This window comes from Streptomyces sp. NPDC017940 (genome assembly GCF_044328435.1).
Classification (GTDB): domain Bacteria; phylum Actinomycetota; class Actinomycetes; order Streptomycetales; family Streptomycetaceae; genus Streptomyces.
The window spans coordinates 581557-598592 of record NZ_JBIRHJ010000006.1 but is presented as its reverse complement, the minus strand read 5'-3'; the positions used below and the strand labels follow the sequence as shown (position 1 = coordinate 598592).

The 17036-nt window shown below is 71.5% G+C and carries 15 protein-coding genes and 1 pseudogene; 4 read left to right on the top strand and 12 right to left on the bottom strand.

All coding sequences use genetic code 11. The features are described from left to right. Positions 1-277: 277 nt before the first annotated feature. Positions 278-826 carry an acyl-CoA thioesterase gene (locus ACH4DX_RS23640; protein WP_398124010.1) on the bottom strand — a complete coding sequence of 183 codons (549 nt, stop codon included), beginning with the start codon at positions 824-826 and terminating at the stop codon, positions 278-280. Positions 827-954: 128 nt separating this feature from the next. Between ACH4DX_RS23640 and ACH4DX_RS23635 the strand changes: the two genes are divergently transcribed. After that, a complete protein-coding gene (locus ACH4DX_RS23635; RefSeq protein ID WP_398156561.1) occupies positions 955-2304 on the top strand; it encodes an LCP family protein in 1350 nt (449 codons plus the stop codon). Positions 2305-2498: 194 nt separating this feature from the next. Next, complete coding sequence (locus ACH4DX_RS23630; RefSeq protein ID WP_398156560.1) at positions 2499-3641, top strand: dipeptidase; 1143 nt, start codon at positions 2499-2501, stop codon at positions 3639-3641. Positions 3642-3750: 109 nt separating this feature from the next. Here the strand turns inward: ACH4DX_RS23630 and ACH4DX_RS23625 are convergent, their stop codons facing one another. Together ACH4DX_RS23625 and ACH4DX_RS23620 are read right to left on the bottom strand one after the other, a co-directional pair. Further along, positions 3751-4149, bottom strand: coding sequence for a VOC family protein (locus ACH4DX_RS23625; RefSeq protein WP_398122886.1), 399 nt, complete (start codon positions 4147-4149; stop codon positions 3751-3753). Positions 4150-4293: 144 nt separating this feature from the next. Continuing rightward, positions 4294-5637, bottom strand: coding sequence for a UDP-glucose dehydrogenase family protein (locus ACH4DX_RS23620; RefSeq protein WP_398156559.1), 1344 nt, complete (start codon positions 5635-5637; stop codon positions 4294-4296). Between the two features lie 201 nt (positions 5638-5838). Between ACH4DX_RS23620 and ACH4DX_RS23615 the strand changes: the two genes are divergently transcribed. Then, on the top strand, positions 5839-7011 hold the full coding sequence (locus ACH4DX_RS23615) for an acyl-CoA dehydrogenase family protein (protein ID WP_398122884.1): 1173 nt from the start codon (positions 5839-5841) through the stop codon (positions 7009-7011). Positions 7012-7160: 149 nt separating this feature from the next. Here the strand turns inward: ACH4DX_RS23615 and ACH4DX_RS23610 are convergent. From ACH4DX_RS23610 to ACH4DX_RS23575, 8 genes and pseudogenes are all read right to left on the bottom strand, one after another. Further along, positions 7161-7616: pseudogene (locus ACH4DX_RS23610) on the bottom strand (hypothetical protein); the annotation flags it as partial. Between the two features lie 92 nt (positions 7617-7708). Beyond that, positions 7709-7939 carry a DUF397 domain-containing protein gene (locus tag ACH4DX_RS23605; protein WP_398122883.1) on the bottom strand — a complete coding sequence of 77 codons (231 nt, stop codon included), beginning with the start codon at positions 7937-7939 and terminating at the stop codon, positions 7709-7711. Between the two features lie 159 nt (positions 7940-8098). Beyond that, positions 8099-8929: a helix-turn-helix domain-containing protein gene (locus tag ACH4DX_RS23600; protein WP_398156558.1), complete on the bottom strand. Its 831-nt coding sequence runs from the start codon at positions 8927-8929 to the stop codon at positions 8099-8101. Continuing rightward, positions 8926-9456: a DUF6879 family protein gene (locus ACH4DX_RS23595; RefSeq protein WP_398156557.1), complete on the bottom strand. Its 531-nt coding sequence runs from the start codon at positions 9454-9456 to the stop codon at positions 8926-8928. Before ACH4DX_RS23595 ends, ACH4DX_RS23600 begins: the two co-directional genes overlap by 4 nt. Then, entirely contained in the window at positions 9440-9646 is a 207-nt protein-coding gene (locus ACH4DX_RS23590; protein ID WP_125055969.1) for a hypothetical protein, read from the bottom strand. Before ACH4DX_RS23590 ends, ACH4DX_RS23595 begins: the two co-directional genes overlap by 17 nt. Before the next feature lie 144 nt (positions 9647-9790). Next, positions 9791-10987 carry a dipeptidase gene (locus ACH4DX_RS23585; protein WP_398156556.1) on the bottom strand — a complete coding sequence of 399 codons (1197 nt, stop codon included), beginning with the start codon at positions 10985-10987 and terminating at the stop codon, positions 9791-9793. Positions 10988-10991: 4 nt separating this feature from the next. Further along, on the bottom strand, positions 10992-11531 hold the full coding sequence (purE, locus tag ACH4DX_RS23580) for a 5-(carboxyamino)imidazole ribonucleotide mutase (RefSeq protein WP_398122879.1): 540 nt from the start codon (positions 11529-11531) through the stop codon (positions 10992-10994). Continuing rightward, positions 11528-12745, bottom strand: a complete 1218-nt coding sequence (locus tag ACH4DX_RS23575; protein ID WP_398156555.1) for a 5-(carboxyamino)imidazole ribonucleotide synthase — start codon at positions 12743-12745, stop codon at positions 11528-11530. Before ACH4DX_RS23575 ends, purE begins: the two co-directional genes overlap by 4 nt. A gap of 238 nt (positions 12746-12983) precedes the next feature. Here ACH4DX_RS23575 and ACH4DX_RS23570 point away from each other — a divergent pair, with 238 nt between their 5' ends. Then, positions 12984-13541, top strand: a complete 558-nt coding sequence (locus ACH4DX_RS23570) for a GtrA family protein (protein WP_398156554.1) — start codon at positions 12984-12986, stop codon at positions 13539-13541. Between the two features lie 31 nt (positions 13542-13572). Here ACH4DX_RS23570 and ACH4DX_RS23565 read toward each other — a convergent pair whose 3' ends face one another. Beyond that, a complete protein-coding gene (locus ACH4DX_RS23565) occupies positions 13573-14901 on the bottom strand; it encodes an ATP-binding protein (protein WP_398156553.1) in 1329 nt (442 codons plus the stop codon). Positions 14902-17036 lie beyond the last annotated feature (2135 nt).

The following is a 17036-nucleotide window of genomic DNA, read 5'->3' as shown; positions in this document are numbered from 1 at the left end:
GGCGGGGGGGGGGGGGGGCCGGGCCGGGGGGGGGGGGGGGGGGGGCGGGGGGGGGGCGCGCCCCCCCCGCCCCGGGGGGGCCCCCACCCCCCGGTCGCCGAAGCCCCGCGCCGCACGGTCAGCGCGACAGCAAGTGACGTGCCCCGCAAGGGGCGCGGGGAACGGCGCGCTCAGCGGACGACAAGCCGCAGACGCATCTGCCGAGGACCACGCAGACGCGTCTGCGGCTCATACGTGGCTGGCCGCGCCGTTCCCCGCGCCCCTGACGGGGCGCACCTCAGTCGTCGAAGCCCTCCGCGGCGCGGGACTCGCGGAGGTCCTTGATGGCGCGCCTCCTCGCGAGGCGATGGGTGCGGCGGATCTGGGCCTCCTGGCTGCGCCGCCGGTCGCGGTCGGACTCGGGGATCACCGGCGGTACGAGACGGGGCTTGCCGTCGGCGTCGACGGCGGCGAAGACCAGGTAGGCCGACCCGACCTGCTGGGCGGGCGTCGACTCGTTCCAGCGCTCGGCGAGCACCCGCACGCCGACCTCCATGGAGGTCCGCCCCGTCCAGTTGACCTGGGCCTTCACATGCACCAGGTCGCCCACGCGGACCGGCTCTAGGAAGGCCATCTCGTCCATGGACGCGGTCACCGCGGGCCCGCCGGAGTGGCGCCCGGCGACGGCTCCCGCCGCGTCGTCCACCAGTTTCATGATCACGCCACCGTGCACCGTCCCGAGGAGGTTGGTGTCGGCGTGCGTCATGATGTGGCTCAAAGTGGTGCGGGACGCCGAGGTCGGCTTGCCCGGAATCGCCGATTCCGTGCCGGGGGCCAGGTCTGTCATGCCCTCCACCTTATGTCGCTCCCCGCCCGAACCCCCGTCCGGGACTTTGCATCAGCTCTGCAACAGCACTGACCCGAAACAATGCCCTCCCTGTGAGGCCCAGGGTGCGGCACTGCACACTAAGCCACATGAGCGATTGGCCAGACGCGCGGAACAGCAACGGCGACCGCCACGGGTACGGCAGCGGCAGCGCACAGCCCGAGGGCGCCCGCTCGATGCGCCATGTCCAGCGCGGCGGCCCCTCCGCCCCCGGACACCCCGGCTCGGTACCGCGCCAGGGGGGCCGCTCCTCGTACGACGACGACGTCTACGACGACCTGTACCGCGACCAGCGCGCCCAGGACCCCTACGCCCGCCCCGACGGCCAGGGCGGCCAGGGACACGGCCAGGACGGTTACGACAGCGGCTACAACACCGGCCAGGTCTACGGCACCCCCGGCGGCCCGGGCGGCCCCCAGGGCCCGCCCGCACCGCCGCGCCGCCCCAGACCGCCGGTCAACTGGAGGAAGCGCATCACCTGGGGCCTGGTGACCTTCCTCGCGCTGCTGCTCGTGGTGTCCGTCAGCACGTACTTCTGGGCGGACTCCAAGCTCAAGCGCGAGGTCGACCTGTCGAAGGTCATCGAGCGGCCCGAGGGCGGCAAGGGCACGAACTACCTGATCGTGGGCTCCGACAGCCGCGAGGGCATGTCCGACGAGGAGAAGAAGAAGCTCCACACCGGCTCCGCCGACGGCAAGCGCACGGACTCGATGATGATCCTGCACGTCGCGGACGACGGCGGGAACACGATGGTCTCGCTGCCCCGTGACTCCAACGTCACGATCCCCTCCTTCAAGGGCGCGGACTCCGGCAAGCTCTACCCCGGCACCGGCCGCCAGACGAAGCTGAACGCCGCGTACTCCGAGGACGGCCCCGAGCTGCTCGTACGGACCGTCGAGGCCAACACGGGCCTGCGCATCGACCACTACGCCGAGATCGGCTTCGGCGGCTTCGCCAAGATCGTGGACGCGGTCGGCGGCGTGGAGATGAACATCCCGAAGGCCTTCAGGGACAAGAAGTCGGGCGCCGACTTCGAGGCGGGCAAGCAGACCCTGAACGGCGAGGAGGCCCTGGCCTTCGTCCGTACCCGGTACGCCTTCGCGGGCAGCGACCTGGACCGCACCAAGAACCAGCAGAAGTTCCTCGCGGCGCTCGCGAGCCAGGCGGCGACGCCCGGGACGGTCATGAACCCGTTCAAGCTGTACCCGACGATGGGTGCGGGCCTGGACACGCTGATCGTCGACAAGGACATGGACCTGCTGGACGTGGCGTCGATGTTCTGGGCCATGAAGGGCGTCACCGGCGGTGACGGCAAGTCCATGAACATGCCGATCTCCGGCTCCGTCGGCGGCAACCTCGTCTGGGACAAGGCCAAGGTCAAGCAGCTGGTGTCGCAGCTCAACAACGACGAGAAGGTGACGGTGTCCGGCACTCCGTAGCCCGGCACCCGGGCACCCCGGCCCCTCGGCGGCCCCCGCTCCCGCGTACCGACGCGGGGGCCGGGGCCGCCGTCGTTCCGTGCGGAGGCGGCGCGTACCCCGAACGCACCGTCCATCGCGAAGCCGCGCGGACGGCGTGTCACGGTGGTTCGACGACCACCGAGAAGTGCCACCACGACCCGTGGAGCCCTGCCATGGCGGACTTGCAGGACGAACTCGGCTCCCCCGCCGAAGCCGGGGAGAACGACGACGGGCACGTCGCGCCCCCGCCCCCGGGCGGCGGACCCGCACCCGAGCCCTCGGGCCCAGGGCCGGAACCCGACCCGCGGGACGGCCCCGAGCGGGCCCGTGCCCTGCTCGCCGGGCACCCCGTGGCCGACGGCTACAGCGGACTGCCCAGCGCGCTGCGCGAACTGCCCTGGTACGACCTGGAGTTGGGCGACACCGGCCTGGAGACCGACCTGCCGCGGCTGCGGGCGGGCTGGGTCGGCGCGCAGTTCTGGTCGCTCCAGGTGCCGGAGCCGCAGCCCGAGGGCGATCGTTCCGTCAGTTCCGTGCTCGAACAGATCGACCTCGTCAAACACGTCGTCGCCCGCTACTCGGGAGGGCTGCGGGTGGCCCGCGACGCCTCCGAGACCACCGACGCCCGCAACTGCGGCCGCATCGCCACCCTGATCGGCCCGGCCAGCGCCCGCGCGATCGGGGACTCGCTCGGCGCCCTGCGCTCGCTGCACGCGCTCGGCCTCAGCTCGCTCACGCTGGCCGGCACGTCGTGGGCGGGCGAGGACGGGCTCTCCGCCTTCGGTGAGGAGGTGGTGCGGGAGATGAACCGGCTCGGGGTCCTCGCCGACCTGTCCGGCGCCTCCCCGGCCACCGCGCGCCGGGTGCTCGCCATCTCCAAGGCACCGGCGCTGTGGACCCGCTCCGGGGCGCGCGCCCTGCGGGAGCACCCGGCCAATCTGGACGACGGGCTCCTCGCGGCCGTGGGCGAGACGAAGGGCCTGTGCCTGGTGCCGCTCTCGGCGGACCGGACGGGGCCGACGCTCGGCGACGTCGCGGACCACCTGGAGCACGTACGCCGGATCGCCGGGCCCGAGTGCGTCGGCGTCTCCGGGATGTACGACACGAGCTGCGCGCACCCCGGGGAGCTGGCCGACGCGTCCCGCTATCCGCGCCTGGTCGCCGAGCTGCTCGGCCGGGGCTGGCCCGAGTCCGATGTCACGGCGCTCACCTGGGGCAACGTACAGCGTGTGCTGCGGGGCGCGGACTTCACCGCGCGGGCGGCACGGGAGCGGCGCGGGGCCTCGACGGCGACGATCGCGCGCCTGGACGGCTGAGGCCGGGCGCCGCGCGGGCGCGGGGCCCGACGGCCCGGCACAGCCGCCCCGGTTCGGCCGAACCGGTTCAGCCACCCCGGTTCAGTGGCCTCGGTTCAGCCGCATCGGTTCAACCGACCCGGCACAGGCAGAACGGATGTCCCGCCGGGTCGGCGTACACCCGCCAGTCCCGCTTGCCGCCGTCGTCGTCCAGGTCGAGCGCGCGGGCGCCGAGGGCGAGCACGCGCTCCTGCGCGGCGTCCATCTCGGCCCAGGTCGAACCGCCGTCGAGGTCCAGGTGGACATGCTGGGCGTTGACGTCGGAGCGGGGCCACTCGGGCGGGGTGTAGTCACCGACGCGCTGGAAGGAGACCTTCACGCGTCCCGGCGCGTTCAGGTCGACCCACTCGCCGTCACCCTCCGCGTCGTGGACGGTGCCGCCGATGACCGCGGCGTAGAACTCGGCGAGCAGGCGGGGGTCGGGACAGTCGAGGACGACACTGCGCAGGGGGGCGACGGGGGTGGTCATGACCTCTCCTCACATGGGCTTCTCTTCAGCAACCTCTCCAGTTGCCCGGGTACCCCGTGCCGGCCCCGTACCGACACGCCGAATCCCGAAGCCCTGCCGCTGGGGCCTCTGGCGCCTCCGAGGACGCTCGGGCCGCTGGGGCCACTAGGCGGCCGGGCGCCCCATCGCCCGGTAGACCCACCCCGCGGCACGCCACCGCTCCGGGTCGAGGGCGTTGCGGCCGTCCAGGACGACGCGGCGGCCGACCGCAGCGCCGAGCGCCTCGGGGTCGAGCTCGCGGAACTCGCGCCACTCCGTGAGGTGCAGGACGACGTCGGCGCCGCGCACGGCCTCCTCGGCGGTCTCGGCGTACCCGAGGGTCGGGAAGAGGCGGCGGGCGTTGGCCATGCCCTTGGGGTCGTAGACGGTGACCTGGCCGCCCTGGAGGTGGATCTGTCCGGCGACGTTGAGGGCGGGCGAGTCGCGCACGTCGTCGGAGTCGGGCTTGAACGCGGCGCCGAGCACCGCGACCCGCTTGCCGAGGAACGAGCCGCCGCCGACGGCCTCGCGGGCCAGCTCCACCATGTGCCCGCGGCGCCGCATGTTGATCGAGTCGACCTCGCGCAGGAAGGTCAGGGCCTGGTCGGCGCCCAGCTCACCGGCGCGGGCCATGAACGCCCGGATGTCCTTGGGCAGGCAGCCGCCGCCGAAGCCGATGCCGGCGCGCAGGAACTTGGCGCCGATGCGGTCGTCGTACCCGAGGGCCTCCGCCAGCTTCACCACGTCGCCGCCCGCGGCCTCGCACACCTCGGCCATGGCGTTGATGAAGGAGATCTTCGTGGCCAGGAAGGAGTTCGCGGAGGTCTTGACCAGTTCGGCGGTCGGGAAGTCGGTGACGACGAAGGGCGAGCCCTCGGCGACCGGGGTCGCGTACACCTCGCGCAGCACCTTCTCGGCGTGCTCGCCGCGCACGCCGACCACGATCCGGTCGGGGTGCAGGGTGTCGTCGACGGCGAAGCCCTCGCGCAGGAACTCCGGGTTCCAGGCCAGTTCGACCGCCTCCCCCGCGGGCGCCAGCTCGGCGATCCTCGCGGCGATCCGGTCGGCGCTGCCCACCGGCACCGTCGACTTGCCGACCACCAGGGCGGGCCCGGTGAGGTGGACGGCGAGGGACTCCATGGCGGCGTCGACGTAGCTCATGTCGCAGGCGTACTCGCCGTGCTTCTGCGGGGTGTTCACGCACACGAAGTGCACGTCCCCGAAGTCGGCCACCTCGGCGAAGTCCATGGTGAAGCGCAGCCGGCCGGTGGACCCCTCGATGCCGGCGACGTGCTTGCGCAGCAGTTCCGCGAGGCCCGGTTCGTACATCGGCACCTCGCCGCGGCGAAGCAGCTCGATCTTCTCCGGCACCACGTCGAGGCCGAGGACCTCGAAGCCGAGCTCGGCCATGGCCGCTGCGTGGGTGGCGCCGAGATAACCGGTGCCGATCACGGTGATCCTGAGGGCCATGCGGTGCTCCAGTGCATCGGGGTTTCCCGCGGGCGTCGCCGCGCGCGGCTGCCGAGCATAGTCCGGGCATGAGCGGGGCTCTCACCGGGCACGTCTTCCGCTGTCGGCAAACTCACGTATCCCATCCGTGAGCGGGCACCCTAAAATTGGGGTTACTTAACGGTAATTAGCGTCCTCAGCGTGCTTGGAGCGTGAGATACCTTGGCCGGATCGGCTGATTTCGACCTGTACCGCCCGTCCGAGGAGCACGACATGCTCCGGGACGCGATCCGTTCCCTCGCGGAGGCGAAGATCGCGCCGTTCGCGGCCGCGGTGGACGAGGAGGCCCGTTTCCCGCAGGAGGCCCTCGACGCCCTGGTCTCCTCGGACCTGCACGCGGTCCACGTCCCCGAGAGCTACGGCGGCACGGGCGCGGACGCCCTCGCGACCGTCATCGTGATCGAGGAGGTCGCCCGGGTGTGCGCGTCCTCGTCCCTCATCCCGGCCGTGAACAAGCTCGGTTCGCTGCCGGTCATCCTCTCCGGCTCCGAGGAGCTGAAGAAGAAGTACATGACGCCGCTGGCGAAGGGCGACGCCATGTTCTCGTACTGCCTCTCCGAGCCGGACGCGGGCTCGGACGCGGCGGGCATGAAGACCAGGGCGGTCCGCGAGGGCGACTCCTACGTCCTGAACGGCGTGAAGCGCTGGATCACCAACGCGGGCGTCTCGGAGTACTACACGGTGATGGCCGTCACCGACCCCGAGAAGCGCTCCAAGGGCATCTCGGCGTTCGTCGTCGAGAAGTCCGACGAGGGCGTGTCCTTCGGCGCGCCGGAGAAGAAGCTCGGCATCAAGGGCTCCCCCACCCGCGAGGTCTACCTCGACAACGTCCGCATCCCCGCCGACCGCATGATCGGCGCGGAGGGCACGGGCTTCGCCACGGCGATGAAGACCCTGGACCACACCCGCATCACCATCGCGGCCCAGGCCCTCGGCATCGCGCAGGGCGCCCTCGACTACGCCAAGGGGTACGTCAAGGAGCGCAAGCAGTTCGGCAAGCCGATCGCCGACTTCCAGGGCATCCAGTTCATGCTCGCCGACATGGCCATGAAGATCGAGGCGGCGCGGCAGCTGACGTACGCGGCGGCGGCGAAGTCCGAGCGCGTCACCGCCGGAGGCGCGGAAGGCGACCTCACCTTCCAGGGCGCGGCCGCCAAGTGCTTCGCGTCGGACGTCGCCATGGAGGTCACCACGGACGCCGTGCAGCTCCTCGGCGGCTACGGCTACACCCGGGACTACCCGGTCGAGCGGATGATGCGCGACGCGAAGATCACGCAGATCTACGAGGGCACGAACCAGGTCCAGCGGATCGTGATGGCGCGGAACCTGCCGTAAGAGGTTCTTCGCGAGTGCTTCTTCGCGGGTGGTTCTTCGCGGGTCAGCGGCCATTTCGGATGGCTCGCGGGCTGCGAGCGGCTCCCGTTCCGTGACGACGACAGCCCCGGCCCGTTTCTGGCCGGGGCTGTTTCGTTGCTTCGGTCCGTCGGGCAGACAAGGTCCGGTGCGGCACGGTTCGGGGAGCACGTCACCAGAGCTACAGACAGGAATGTGGGCCTCTCCAGGTAGAAGCCGTGGGACACGTCTCCGCCCCGACCCAGCCGTTCCGCAGCGGAGTGGACCAGCAGCGCCAGGCGCGTACTGTCGCGGTCCGACCCGGAGGCGAACCGGGGCGCGTACTCCGCCAGTCGTCGGCCGAGCCATTCCGCCGCTTCCCTCGGCTCCTCCCAGGTACCGCGCACCAGCTTCGCGGGCTTGATCAGCCAGTGGGCCGTTTCCAGCGGTGGCAGATCCGTGGTCGGGAACTCCGCCTTTACTTCCCTGTACCGCTGGACAAGCTCCGGCTTGTCGGCCGGAGGTGGATCAGGGTGCGGGGGCCGTCTCAGCGCCTCGTCATCGAACCGTTGCTTGGAGCCGGTCCACAGGTAGCCGTGGTGGTGCAACTGTCGTCCCGTTCAGTGCAGGAAGAAGGAGGGCACCCGGCCGACCCTGCCTCCCGGGGGTGAGCCAGGGCCGGGGGCGTCAGGGATGACCGTCAGGCGGACAGGCCGAAGCGGGCCGGGTCGATACCGGCCGCGTCCAACTCGGCAGTGGTGAAGCGCAACGGCTCCGCACCGGGGCGCTTGCTGTCGCCCAGCGCCCACGCGTGGGGGCCGATCTTCGCCAACGTGGCGCAGGACTCGCCGTCGGGATGCGTGTTGCCCCCGCACGCCTTGAGGAACGTGACACCGTCGATGGGCAGGCTGTACAGGTCGGTTTCGGGCATGGGTGTGCCTTCCTGTGTGGTCAGTGCTGGGGCGGACTTAGAGGCGGTACTGATCCGTTTTCGACACGTACAAGACACCGCCAACCTTCGGGACTTTCCGGCTGTTGTTCTTCGGTTCGGTCGGCATGAGTACATTCTCGGACCGTCACCGAGGAACCTCTAGCCCGTTTCCTGTTGCCTCAAGAAGTCGTCCCGGAGCCCTGCAACGAAGTACCTCATTTCCTCGCCCGTGACGGCCGCGCCCTCGAAGCCATCGAACTTGTTCACGTACAGCTCGACGTCCCTGGCTTCGGTGGTGGTGATCTCAGCGTGAGGGATCTCCATAATTGCCAGGCTGGTGTCGAAGAGAACGAAAGAGGAACTGGGCAGGTCAGCCACCGGTGCCGACAGGGGAAGCACCCCGATACTCACATTCGGCATTCTCGACATGGTGATGAGCTTGTCCAGCTGCGCTGCCAGCATCGAGGGGCGAACGATTTTCCATCTCAGCACGGACTCAGTGATCACGAACCGAAAGGTTCGGTCGGTGTCGTGCAAGACCTCTTGCCGGAGCAGGCGTGCACCCATCATCTTCTCTAGGACGCCTTGCGTGTAGCCGTGTCTACCAAGGATGACGCGGGCGTATTCGGGGGTCTGGAGCAGGCCAGGAATGCATGACGGCTGAAAGAGCCGCATGAGGGTCGTTTGCGCCTCTATCGCCCGGATCTCGTCCTGGTGCTTGTGAAGCCCGGTACGCCGCAGGATGCGCCACGCCGTCGCCTCCGTGGCGGCCTTACGGGCAGCTTCGGTGAGTCGGGCCTTGACCTCCTCCGAGACCTCCAAGGCAGTGAGGATGCGCTCCACGTCTATCAGGCTCGGCGCAAGCGCTTCGTTCTCAATCTTGCTGAGCTTGCTCGGAGACATGACAGCACTACGGGCGACCGCCTTGGCCTGCTTTCCGCTGGCTTCTCGCAGTTCCCGTAGCGCCCGACCGATATTGATGTTGTTCACGCCGGCTTGTGCTGTTCCCACCAGTCGCGGAACGGTACAGCCTTACTCAAGGCTGCGTCTCGACGCTCTAGCCATTCCTGTGCCTGCTCGTCGGGGAAAAGTTCTGCACCTAGGAACTCTCCGCCATCGCCGTACCGCATAGTCACGATCGTGCGTTCGTCGAAGGCCCAGAAGTCCGGCACACCCTCAAGCGGGTTCGGCTGTTCGGTGGTGTCCAGGATGAAGAACTCTTCCCCGGCTTCCTGGTTCCGGACGTAACCCCAACCGAGTTCGAACCGGAGGTAGTCACTCAAGGGGCGAGCCAGGATGTGCACGCGGTACAGGCGCTTACCGGCATGTGTGGCATCTCGTACGGTCGTGACCCAACCGGCTGACTTGTACTCTTCCGGCTGCGGCCTACCGGCCAAGAATGCGTGGTAAGCGTCGACCCCACCCGACTTGCTGTAGTCGTCCAGGGTCTCAAGCCGGAACGCTTCTCGCTGAAACTCCGTGAAGAGCTTTCCGAACTCGTCAGGCGAGATGTTCACGGGCCACCCTCAGAATCAGCGACATAGGGATACGCACGGCGGTTTCGTTGTTCGGTAGCTGCATGGTGGTGAGCGCTTCCTCGTCATCCACCTTGAAGCCCTGCACCAAGACGCTCCCCGTGCCCTCTACCGCCCACACGGTCGGGCACGGCCCCTCGTCGCACTCGCTTGCGAGCTGGTTGAGCTTCACTGGCTGACCCCCTGCGCAGGTTGGTGTCCTGTTCGATCCTCGCGATGCCGTGACAGACGGGTCAAGGTGGCCCGGTTGAGAGAACAGGAAACCAGGCACGGCTGCGGCATGCCGCAGCCGTGAGGCGTGGCGGGAGCGGGCCCTTCAGTGGTCGAGTTGCTCCAGGGTGGCGATGGAGGGGCCGCGTCGGGATCGCAGGTCGCGGGCGACGTCCTCGGCGGTGCCCAGGACGCGTACCGCGTTCTGCCACGTCAGTTTGGCGAGGTCGGTGCGGGACCAGCCGCGGTCGAGGAGTTCGGCGATCAGGTTCGGGTAGCCCGCCACGTCGTCGAGGCCGTCCGGTGTGAACGCCGTGCCGTCGTAGTCGCCGCCGATGCCGATGTGGTCGACGCCCGCGACCTCGCGCATGTGGTCGAGGTGGTCGGCGACCGTGGCGGCGGTGGCGACCGGGCGCGGCCGTGACTCCTCGAAGGCGGCGTGCACCTTCATCGCCTCGGGGGTGGTATCGAGGTGGTGGAAGCCGTGGGCGCGCATGTTCTCGTCGGCGGCCAGGGTCCAGTCGGCCGCCGCCCGCAGGACGAACTTCGGTACGAAGGTCGCCATGGCCACGCCGCCGTTCGCGGGGAGGCGCTCCAGGACGTCGTCCGGGATGTTGCGTGGGTGGTCGCACACCGCGCGGGCGGAGGAGTGGGAGAAGACCACCGGCGCGACCGAGGTGTCCAGGGCCGCCCGCATCGTCGTGGCCGCCACGTGGGAGAGGTCCACGAGCATGCCGAGGCGGTTCATCTCCCGTACCACTTCGTGGCCGAACGGCGAGAGCCCGCCGACGCCGGGCTCGTCCGTGGCCGAGTCGGCCCAGGCGATGTTGTCGTTGTGCGTGAGCGTCATGTAGCGCACGCCGAGCTCGTACAGGGCCCGCAGCGTGGCCAGGGAGTTGTTGATCGAGTGGCCGCCCTCGGCACCCATCAGGGAGGCGATGCGGCCCTCGCCCCGGGCCGCCTCCATGTCGGCGGCGGTCAGCGCGGCGCGCAGGTCCCCGGGGTGGCGGGCCAGCAACCGCCGTACGCAGTCGATCTGTTCGAGCGTGGCGCTGACGGCGGTGTCGCCCGCCATGTCCGCGCGGACGTACACCGACCAGAACTGCGCGCCGACCCCGCCGGTCCGCAGCCGCGCGATGTCCGTGTGCAGCCGGCCCCTCTGGTCGGCGGCGATGTCGAGCAGGTCGATGTCGTACCCGGCCTTCTCGCGCAGCGCCCACGGCAGGTCGTTGTGACCGTCGACGACGGGGAACTCGGCGAGCAGGGCGCGGGCTCGGGCCAGGGAGTCGGGCAGCTTCGTCATGCGCTCACTGTCCCGAACCGAAGCCGAAACCGGAACCGGCACCCTCGGCCTTGGCGCGCAGGCGCTTGCCCTTCTCCGTCGCCTGGTCGTTCAGGTCCTGCTGGAACTCCCGCATCCGGGCGGCGAGTTCCTCGTCGTGCGCGGCCAGCATGCGGATGGCGAGCAGCCCCGCGTTGCGGGCGCCGCCCACCGACACCGTGGCGACGGGCACACCCGCGGGCATCTGCACGATGGACAGGAGGCTGTCCATGCCGTCGAGGTACTTCAGGGGTACGGGGACGCCGATCACCGGCAGCGTGGTGACCGAGGCGAGCATGCCGGGCAGGTGGGCGGCGCCGCCCGCGCCCGCGACGATCGCCTTGAGCCCGCGGTCCGCGGCCTGCTCGCCGTACGCGACCATCTCGCGCGGCATGCGGTGCGCGGAGACCACGTCGACCTCGTAGGGAACCTCGAACTCGGCCAGGGCCTTGGCGGCCGCCTCCATCACGGGCCAGTCGGAGTCGGATCCCATGACGATGCCGACGACGGGGGAGGTGCTGCTCATTCGGTGATCGTCCCTCTGAGGTAGCCGGCCGCGTGACGGGCGCGCTCGAGCACGTCGTCAAGGTCGTCGCCGTAGGTGTTGACGTGGCCGACCTTGCGTCCGGGCTTCACGTCCTTGCCGTACATGTGGATCTTCAGCTGCGGGTCGCGTGCCATGCAGTGCAGGTACGCGGCGTACATGTCGGGGTAGTCGCCGCCCAGGACGTTGGCCATGACCGTCCACCGCGCCCGCGGGCGCGGGTCGCCGAGCGGCAGGTCGAGGACGGCGCGTACGTGGTTGGCGAACTGGGAGGTGACCGCGCCGTCCTGGCTCCAGTGGCCGGAATTGTGCGGCCGCATGGCGAGCTCGTTGACCAGGACACGGCCGTCGGCGGTCTCGAACAGCTCGACGGCGAGGTGCCCGACGACGCCCAGTTCCTCGGCCACGCGCAGCGCGAGCTCCTGGGCGTGGCCCGCGAGGCCCTCGGCGAGGCCGGGCGCGGGCGCGATCACCGTGTCGCAGACGCCGTCGACCTGGCGGGACTCCACGACCGGGTACGCCACCGCCTGCCCGTGCGGGGAGCGGACGACGTTGGCCGCCAGCTCCCGTACGAAGGGGACCTTCTCCTCGGCGAGGACCGGCACGCCCGCGCGGAACGGCTCGGCGGCCTCCGCCGCGGAGCGCACCACCCACACGCCCTTGCCGTCGTACCCGCCGCGCACGGTCTTGAGGACGACGGGGAAGCCGTCACCCTCCGTATCGCCTGCGGCCGCGGCGCCCTCGGCCGCGAAGGCGGCCACGTCGGCCGGGTCCCGCACGATCCGATGGCGGGGGCAGGGCACCCCGAGCGCGTCGAGCCGCGCGCGCATCACGCCCTTGTCCTGGGCGTGCACCAACGCGTCGGGCCCCGGGCGCACGGGGATGCCGTCCGCCTCCAGGGCCCGTAGATGCTCGGTGGGTACATGTTCGTGATCGAAAGTGATCACGTCGCAGCCCCGCGCGAAGTCACGCAGCGTGTCCAGGTCGCGATAGTCGCCGATGACGACGTCGCCGACGACCTGCGCCGCGGAATCCTGCGGGGTGTCACTGAGGAGCTTGAACCTGATGCCGAGCGGGATGCCCGCCTCGTGTGTCATACGAGCGAGCTGCCCCCCGCCGACCATGCCGACTACCGGGAACGTCACACCCACAGGGTATCGGCCATCCGGTACGGGACCGATTCCCCGCCCCGCCATCCGGCCCCGGCGCGGGTGCGGCCGGGCCGTGCACCGGTGTCACGGGGGTGTCACGGAGTTCCCCGCGCCCGCGAGCGCCCACGGGGACCGCTGGTTAGCATGGCTGGGTTGACGCGAGCGAAACGACGGATCCCGGGCAGCTACCGATTCACATCGACGCACCACACACCGCTCGATATCGATCATCGATCCCGTCGACGGGACCATACGAAATCGACGGGGGCTGGGGCGACCACACATGACGGAACGCGGCGCACTGAGGGTGCGATTCGACCAAGTCGCGCGCGAAGTAGCCAAGTTCGGAGCCGTGGGGGCGGTCGGGACGCTGGTGAACTTCGCCGTGTTCAACCTGGTCCGCCACGTCACCGACCTGCCGGTGGTGCGCGCGAGCGTCATCGCCACGGCGGTCGCCATCTGCTGCAACTACCTGGGGTTCCGGTACTTCACCTACCGTGACCGCGACAAGAGCGGCCGCACCCGGGAACTCACGCTGTTCCTGCTGTTCAGCGCGGTCGGCCTGGTGATCGAGAACGGCGTTCTGTACGTGGCGACGTACGGCTTCGGCTGGGACAGCAGCTTGCAGTCCAACGTCTTCAAGTTCCTCGGCATGGCCATCGCCACGCTTTTCCGCTTCTGGTCCTACCGCACCTGGGTGTTCCGCGCGCTGCCCGCGCGGGAGGCCGTGGCCCATGCGGAATCGTTCCTGGACGGTGGCGGCGACGGGGGCGGGGGTGGCGAGGGGCGCGGCGACGACGGGCCCGGGCAGGACGCCGTCCGGCCGCGGCGGGCCGCCTGAGGAAGGGCCTTCGCGGGGGCCCGGCGCGGGCTCAGCGCACCGTCTCCTGGTCCGCGCCCCGGTGGTTCCGGTCGCCTTCGTGGTCCCGGTCGCCGTCCTGGTCCCGGTCGTCACGGTCGTCCCGGTACGAGGGTGCACGCGACAGGAACAGGCCGAACACCGGGGGCTTCGCCTGGAGCATCTCCAGGCGCCCGCCGTCCGCCTCGGCCAGGTCCCTGGCCACGGCGAGGCCGATGCCCGTCGAGTTGCGGCCGGAGATGGCCCGCTCGAAGATCCGCGCGCCCAGGTCGGCGGGGACGCCGGGGCCGCTGTCGGTGACCTCCACGACGGCCTGGTTGCCGATGACACGGGTGCGCAGGGCGACGGTGCCGCCGCCGTGCATCAGGGAGTTCTCGATCAGCGCGGCCAGGACCTGGGCGACCGCGCCCGGGGTGCCCACGGCGTGCAGATGCCGCTTGCCGGAGCTGACGATGGCGCGGCCCGCGCTGCGGTAGGCGGGGCGCCACTCCTCGAGCTGCTGCTTGATCACCTCGTCCAGGTCGAAGGTGACCGCGGAGCCCGTGCTCGGGTCGCGGGAATTGGTGAGCAGCCGCTGCACGACGTCCGTGAGCCGCTCGACCTGGGCGAGCGCGACCGTGGCCTCCTCCTTCACCGTGTCGAGGTCGTCGGTGAGGGTGATCTCCTCCAGGCGCATGGACAGGGCGGTCAGCGGGGTGCGCAGCTGGTGGGAGGCGTCGGCGGCGAGGCGCCGCTCCGCGGTCAGCATGCGGGCGATGCGTTCGGCGCTGCCGTCGAGGACGTCGGCCACGCGGTCCAGCTCGGGGACGCCGTAGCGGCGGTGGCGGGGGCGGGGGTCGCCGGAGCCGAGGCGTTCGGCGGTCTCCGCGAGGTCGGTGAGGGGGGAGGTGAGGCGGTTGGCCTGGCGTACGGCGAGCAGGACCGCCGCGACGATCGCGAGCAGGGCGACGCCGCCGATGATCAGGAGGGTGCGGCCGACCTCCTGGGTGACCGCGGTGCGGGGCTCCTCGACGGTGACCTTCTCGCCCTCGCCGCCGTCCCGGGTGGCGCGGATCACGTCGCCGGTGGGGCGGGTGCCCACCTCGATGGCGGGGCGGCCGGGGATCTCGATGCGGGCGTAGCGCTCGGTGTCTACCTGCTTGCGCAGGACGTCCCCGCTGACGCGCTCGTCGCTGAGCAGCCTGCTGTCGACGATGCCGACCAGGCGGAGCGCCTCGGAGTCCACGCGCTCCTGGGCGCTGTTGCTGATCGTGCGGGTCTCGACGATCACCAGGGAGACGCCGAAGACGGCGATCACCACGAGGACTACGGCTAGGGTCGAGTTGATCAGGCGGCGACGCATAAGCCCTCCGGCCGGGCAGGGTGACGGACCCGACCAGTGTCCCCCCACCCGGGCCCCTCCCGGGCCCACCCCTCCCGGCCAGGCGCGACACCGCCGCCCGCCCGGCACTGTCCCGCCCCTGCGCGGCCCCGCCTCGTGCGGCACCGTCCGGCTCCTGCGCCCCGGAATCCCCCACCCGCCCGCCCGTGCTGCCGGTCCGGTGCGGCACCGCCCCACCTCCTGCGTGACCCGGCCCCGCACGGCACCCGTCCCGCCCGCCCGCTCCGGCCCCACAAGGCACTGTCCCGCCCCTGCCCGGCCCGGCCCGGCGGGGCACCGTCCCGCCCCTGCGCGGCTCGGCGCGGCACCCGTCCCGCCCGCTCGCTCCGGCCCCACAAGGCACCGTCCCGCCCGGCCCGGTCTCGGGCGGTACCGTCCCGCTCCTGCCCGGCCTGGCACCGTCTCGCCCCTGCCCGGCCCGGCACCGCCCCACCTCCTGCGCGACCCGGCCCCGCACGGCACCGCCCCGCCCGGCCCGGTCTCGGGCGGTACCCCGCTCCTGCCCGTCCCTGCCTCGTGCGGCACCGTCCGGCTCCTGCGCGCCGGAATCCCCCACCCACCCGCCCGTGCTGCCGGTCCGGTGCGCTCACCGGCTCGTGCTGCCCGGCCCCGGGGGCACCCTGCGGCGAATACGGCAACCGTCCCACCGCTGCGCGGCGGGTTCCCCCACCCACCCGCCCGTGCTCCGGGTCCGGGGCCCCCGCGCTCGTGCTGCCCGGCACCGGGACACCCGGCGGCGAACACAACAACCGTCCCACCGCTCCGCGGCGGGTTCCCCCACCCACCCGCCCGTACTCCGGGTCCGGGGCCCCCGGCAGGAACAGGTCGGAGGCCGTCGGCGTGGGCGCTGGTTGGCGCGTGGCGCGGAGCGCTCGGGCTGGGCAGCGCGGGCCGCTCGGGGGCAGCAGGGGGGCGGGAGCGCCGGGACGCCAGGAGCGTGGGGGACGCTGGTCACGGTCACGTTCCCGGCAACGGGTGGGTGGGTGGGGAGCCCGCCGCGCAGCGGCAAAGACACAAGCCCCTACCGGCGCGGGAGACGAGAGACGGCAGCCAGTGGCGGGCACACCACCGAAGACGGCGGTCACGGCGGGCGTGTGGGAAACCTCCCGCGCAGCGGCGGAAACACAGACCCCCACCGGCGGGAGACAGGAGACCGCAGCCAGCGGGGGGCACGCCACCAGAGACGGCGGTCACGGGCCGGCATGTGGGAAACCCGCCGCGCAAGCGGCGGAGACACAAGCCCCTACCGGCGCGGGAGACGAGAGACGGCAGCCAGTGGCGGGCACACCAACGAAGACAACGATCACGGGCGGGTGGGTGGGGAACCCGCCGCGCAGCGGCGACGACACAAACCCCCTCCGGACGGGAGACAAAAGACCGCAGCCAGCGGCGGGCACGCCCAGGACGACAGCCACGGGCGGGCGGGTGGGAAACCCGCCGCGCAGCGGCGGAAACACAGACCCCCACGGCGGGAGACAGGAGACCGCAGCCAGCAGGGGGCACGCCGCCAGAGACGGCGGTCACGGGCGGGCGGGTGGGGAACCCGCCGCGCAGCGGCGGAGACACAAGCCCCTACCGGCGCGGGAGACAAGAGACGGCAGCCAGTGGCGGGCACGCCCAGGACGACGGTCACGGCCGGGCGGGTGGGGAACCTGCCGCGCAGCGGCGGAGTCGGATGCCGCCCAGCGACGGAGGGCCAGGGGCGGAGCCCAGTGGCGCGGACCAAGTGCGGTACCCGTTGGCGCGACCCGACAGGCCAGCACAAGCCGACAGGCGAGCCCGAGGGACGGGCAGGCCGCAGGCCAACGGGCGAGCCGGGGGTCGACGGGCGAGCCGGCGCCCCGGTGGGCCGAGAGGGCCAACCCCCGGCGAAGCGCGGATCAGCCCCACCCCACCCCCGGCGGGGCGCGAGTCAACCCGACCCCGAGCGGGGCGCCGGTCAGCCCGGGGTCGGGCGAGGCGCGGGTCAGCCCTGCCCCCGGCGAGGCACGGCCCAACCCCACCCCCAGCGAACCGCGGGCCAACCCCACCCCCGGCAGGGCGCAGACCCACCCAACCCCAGCGAACCGCACCGCCCAACGCCCCCCAGCCCCCCA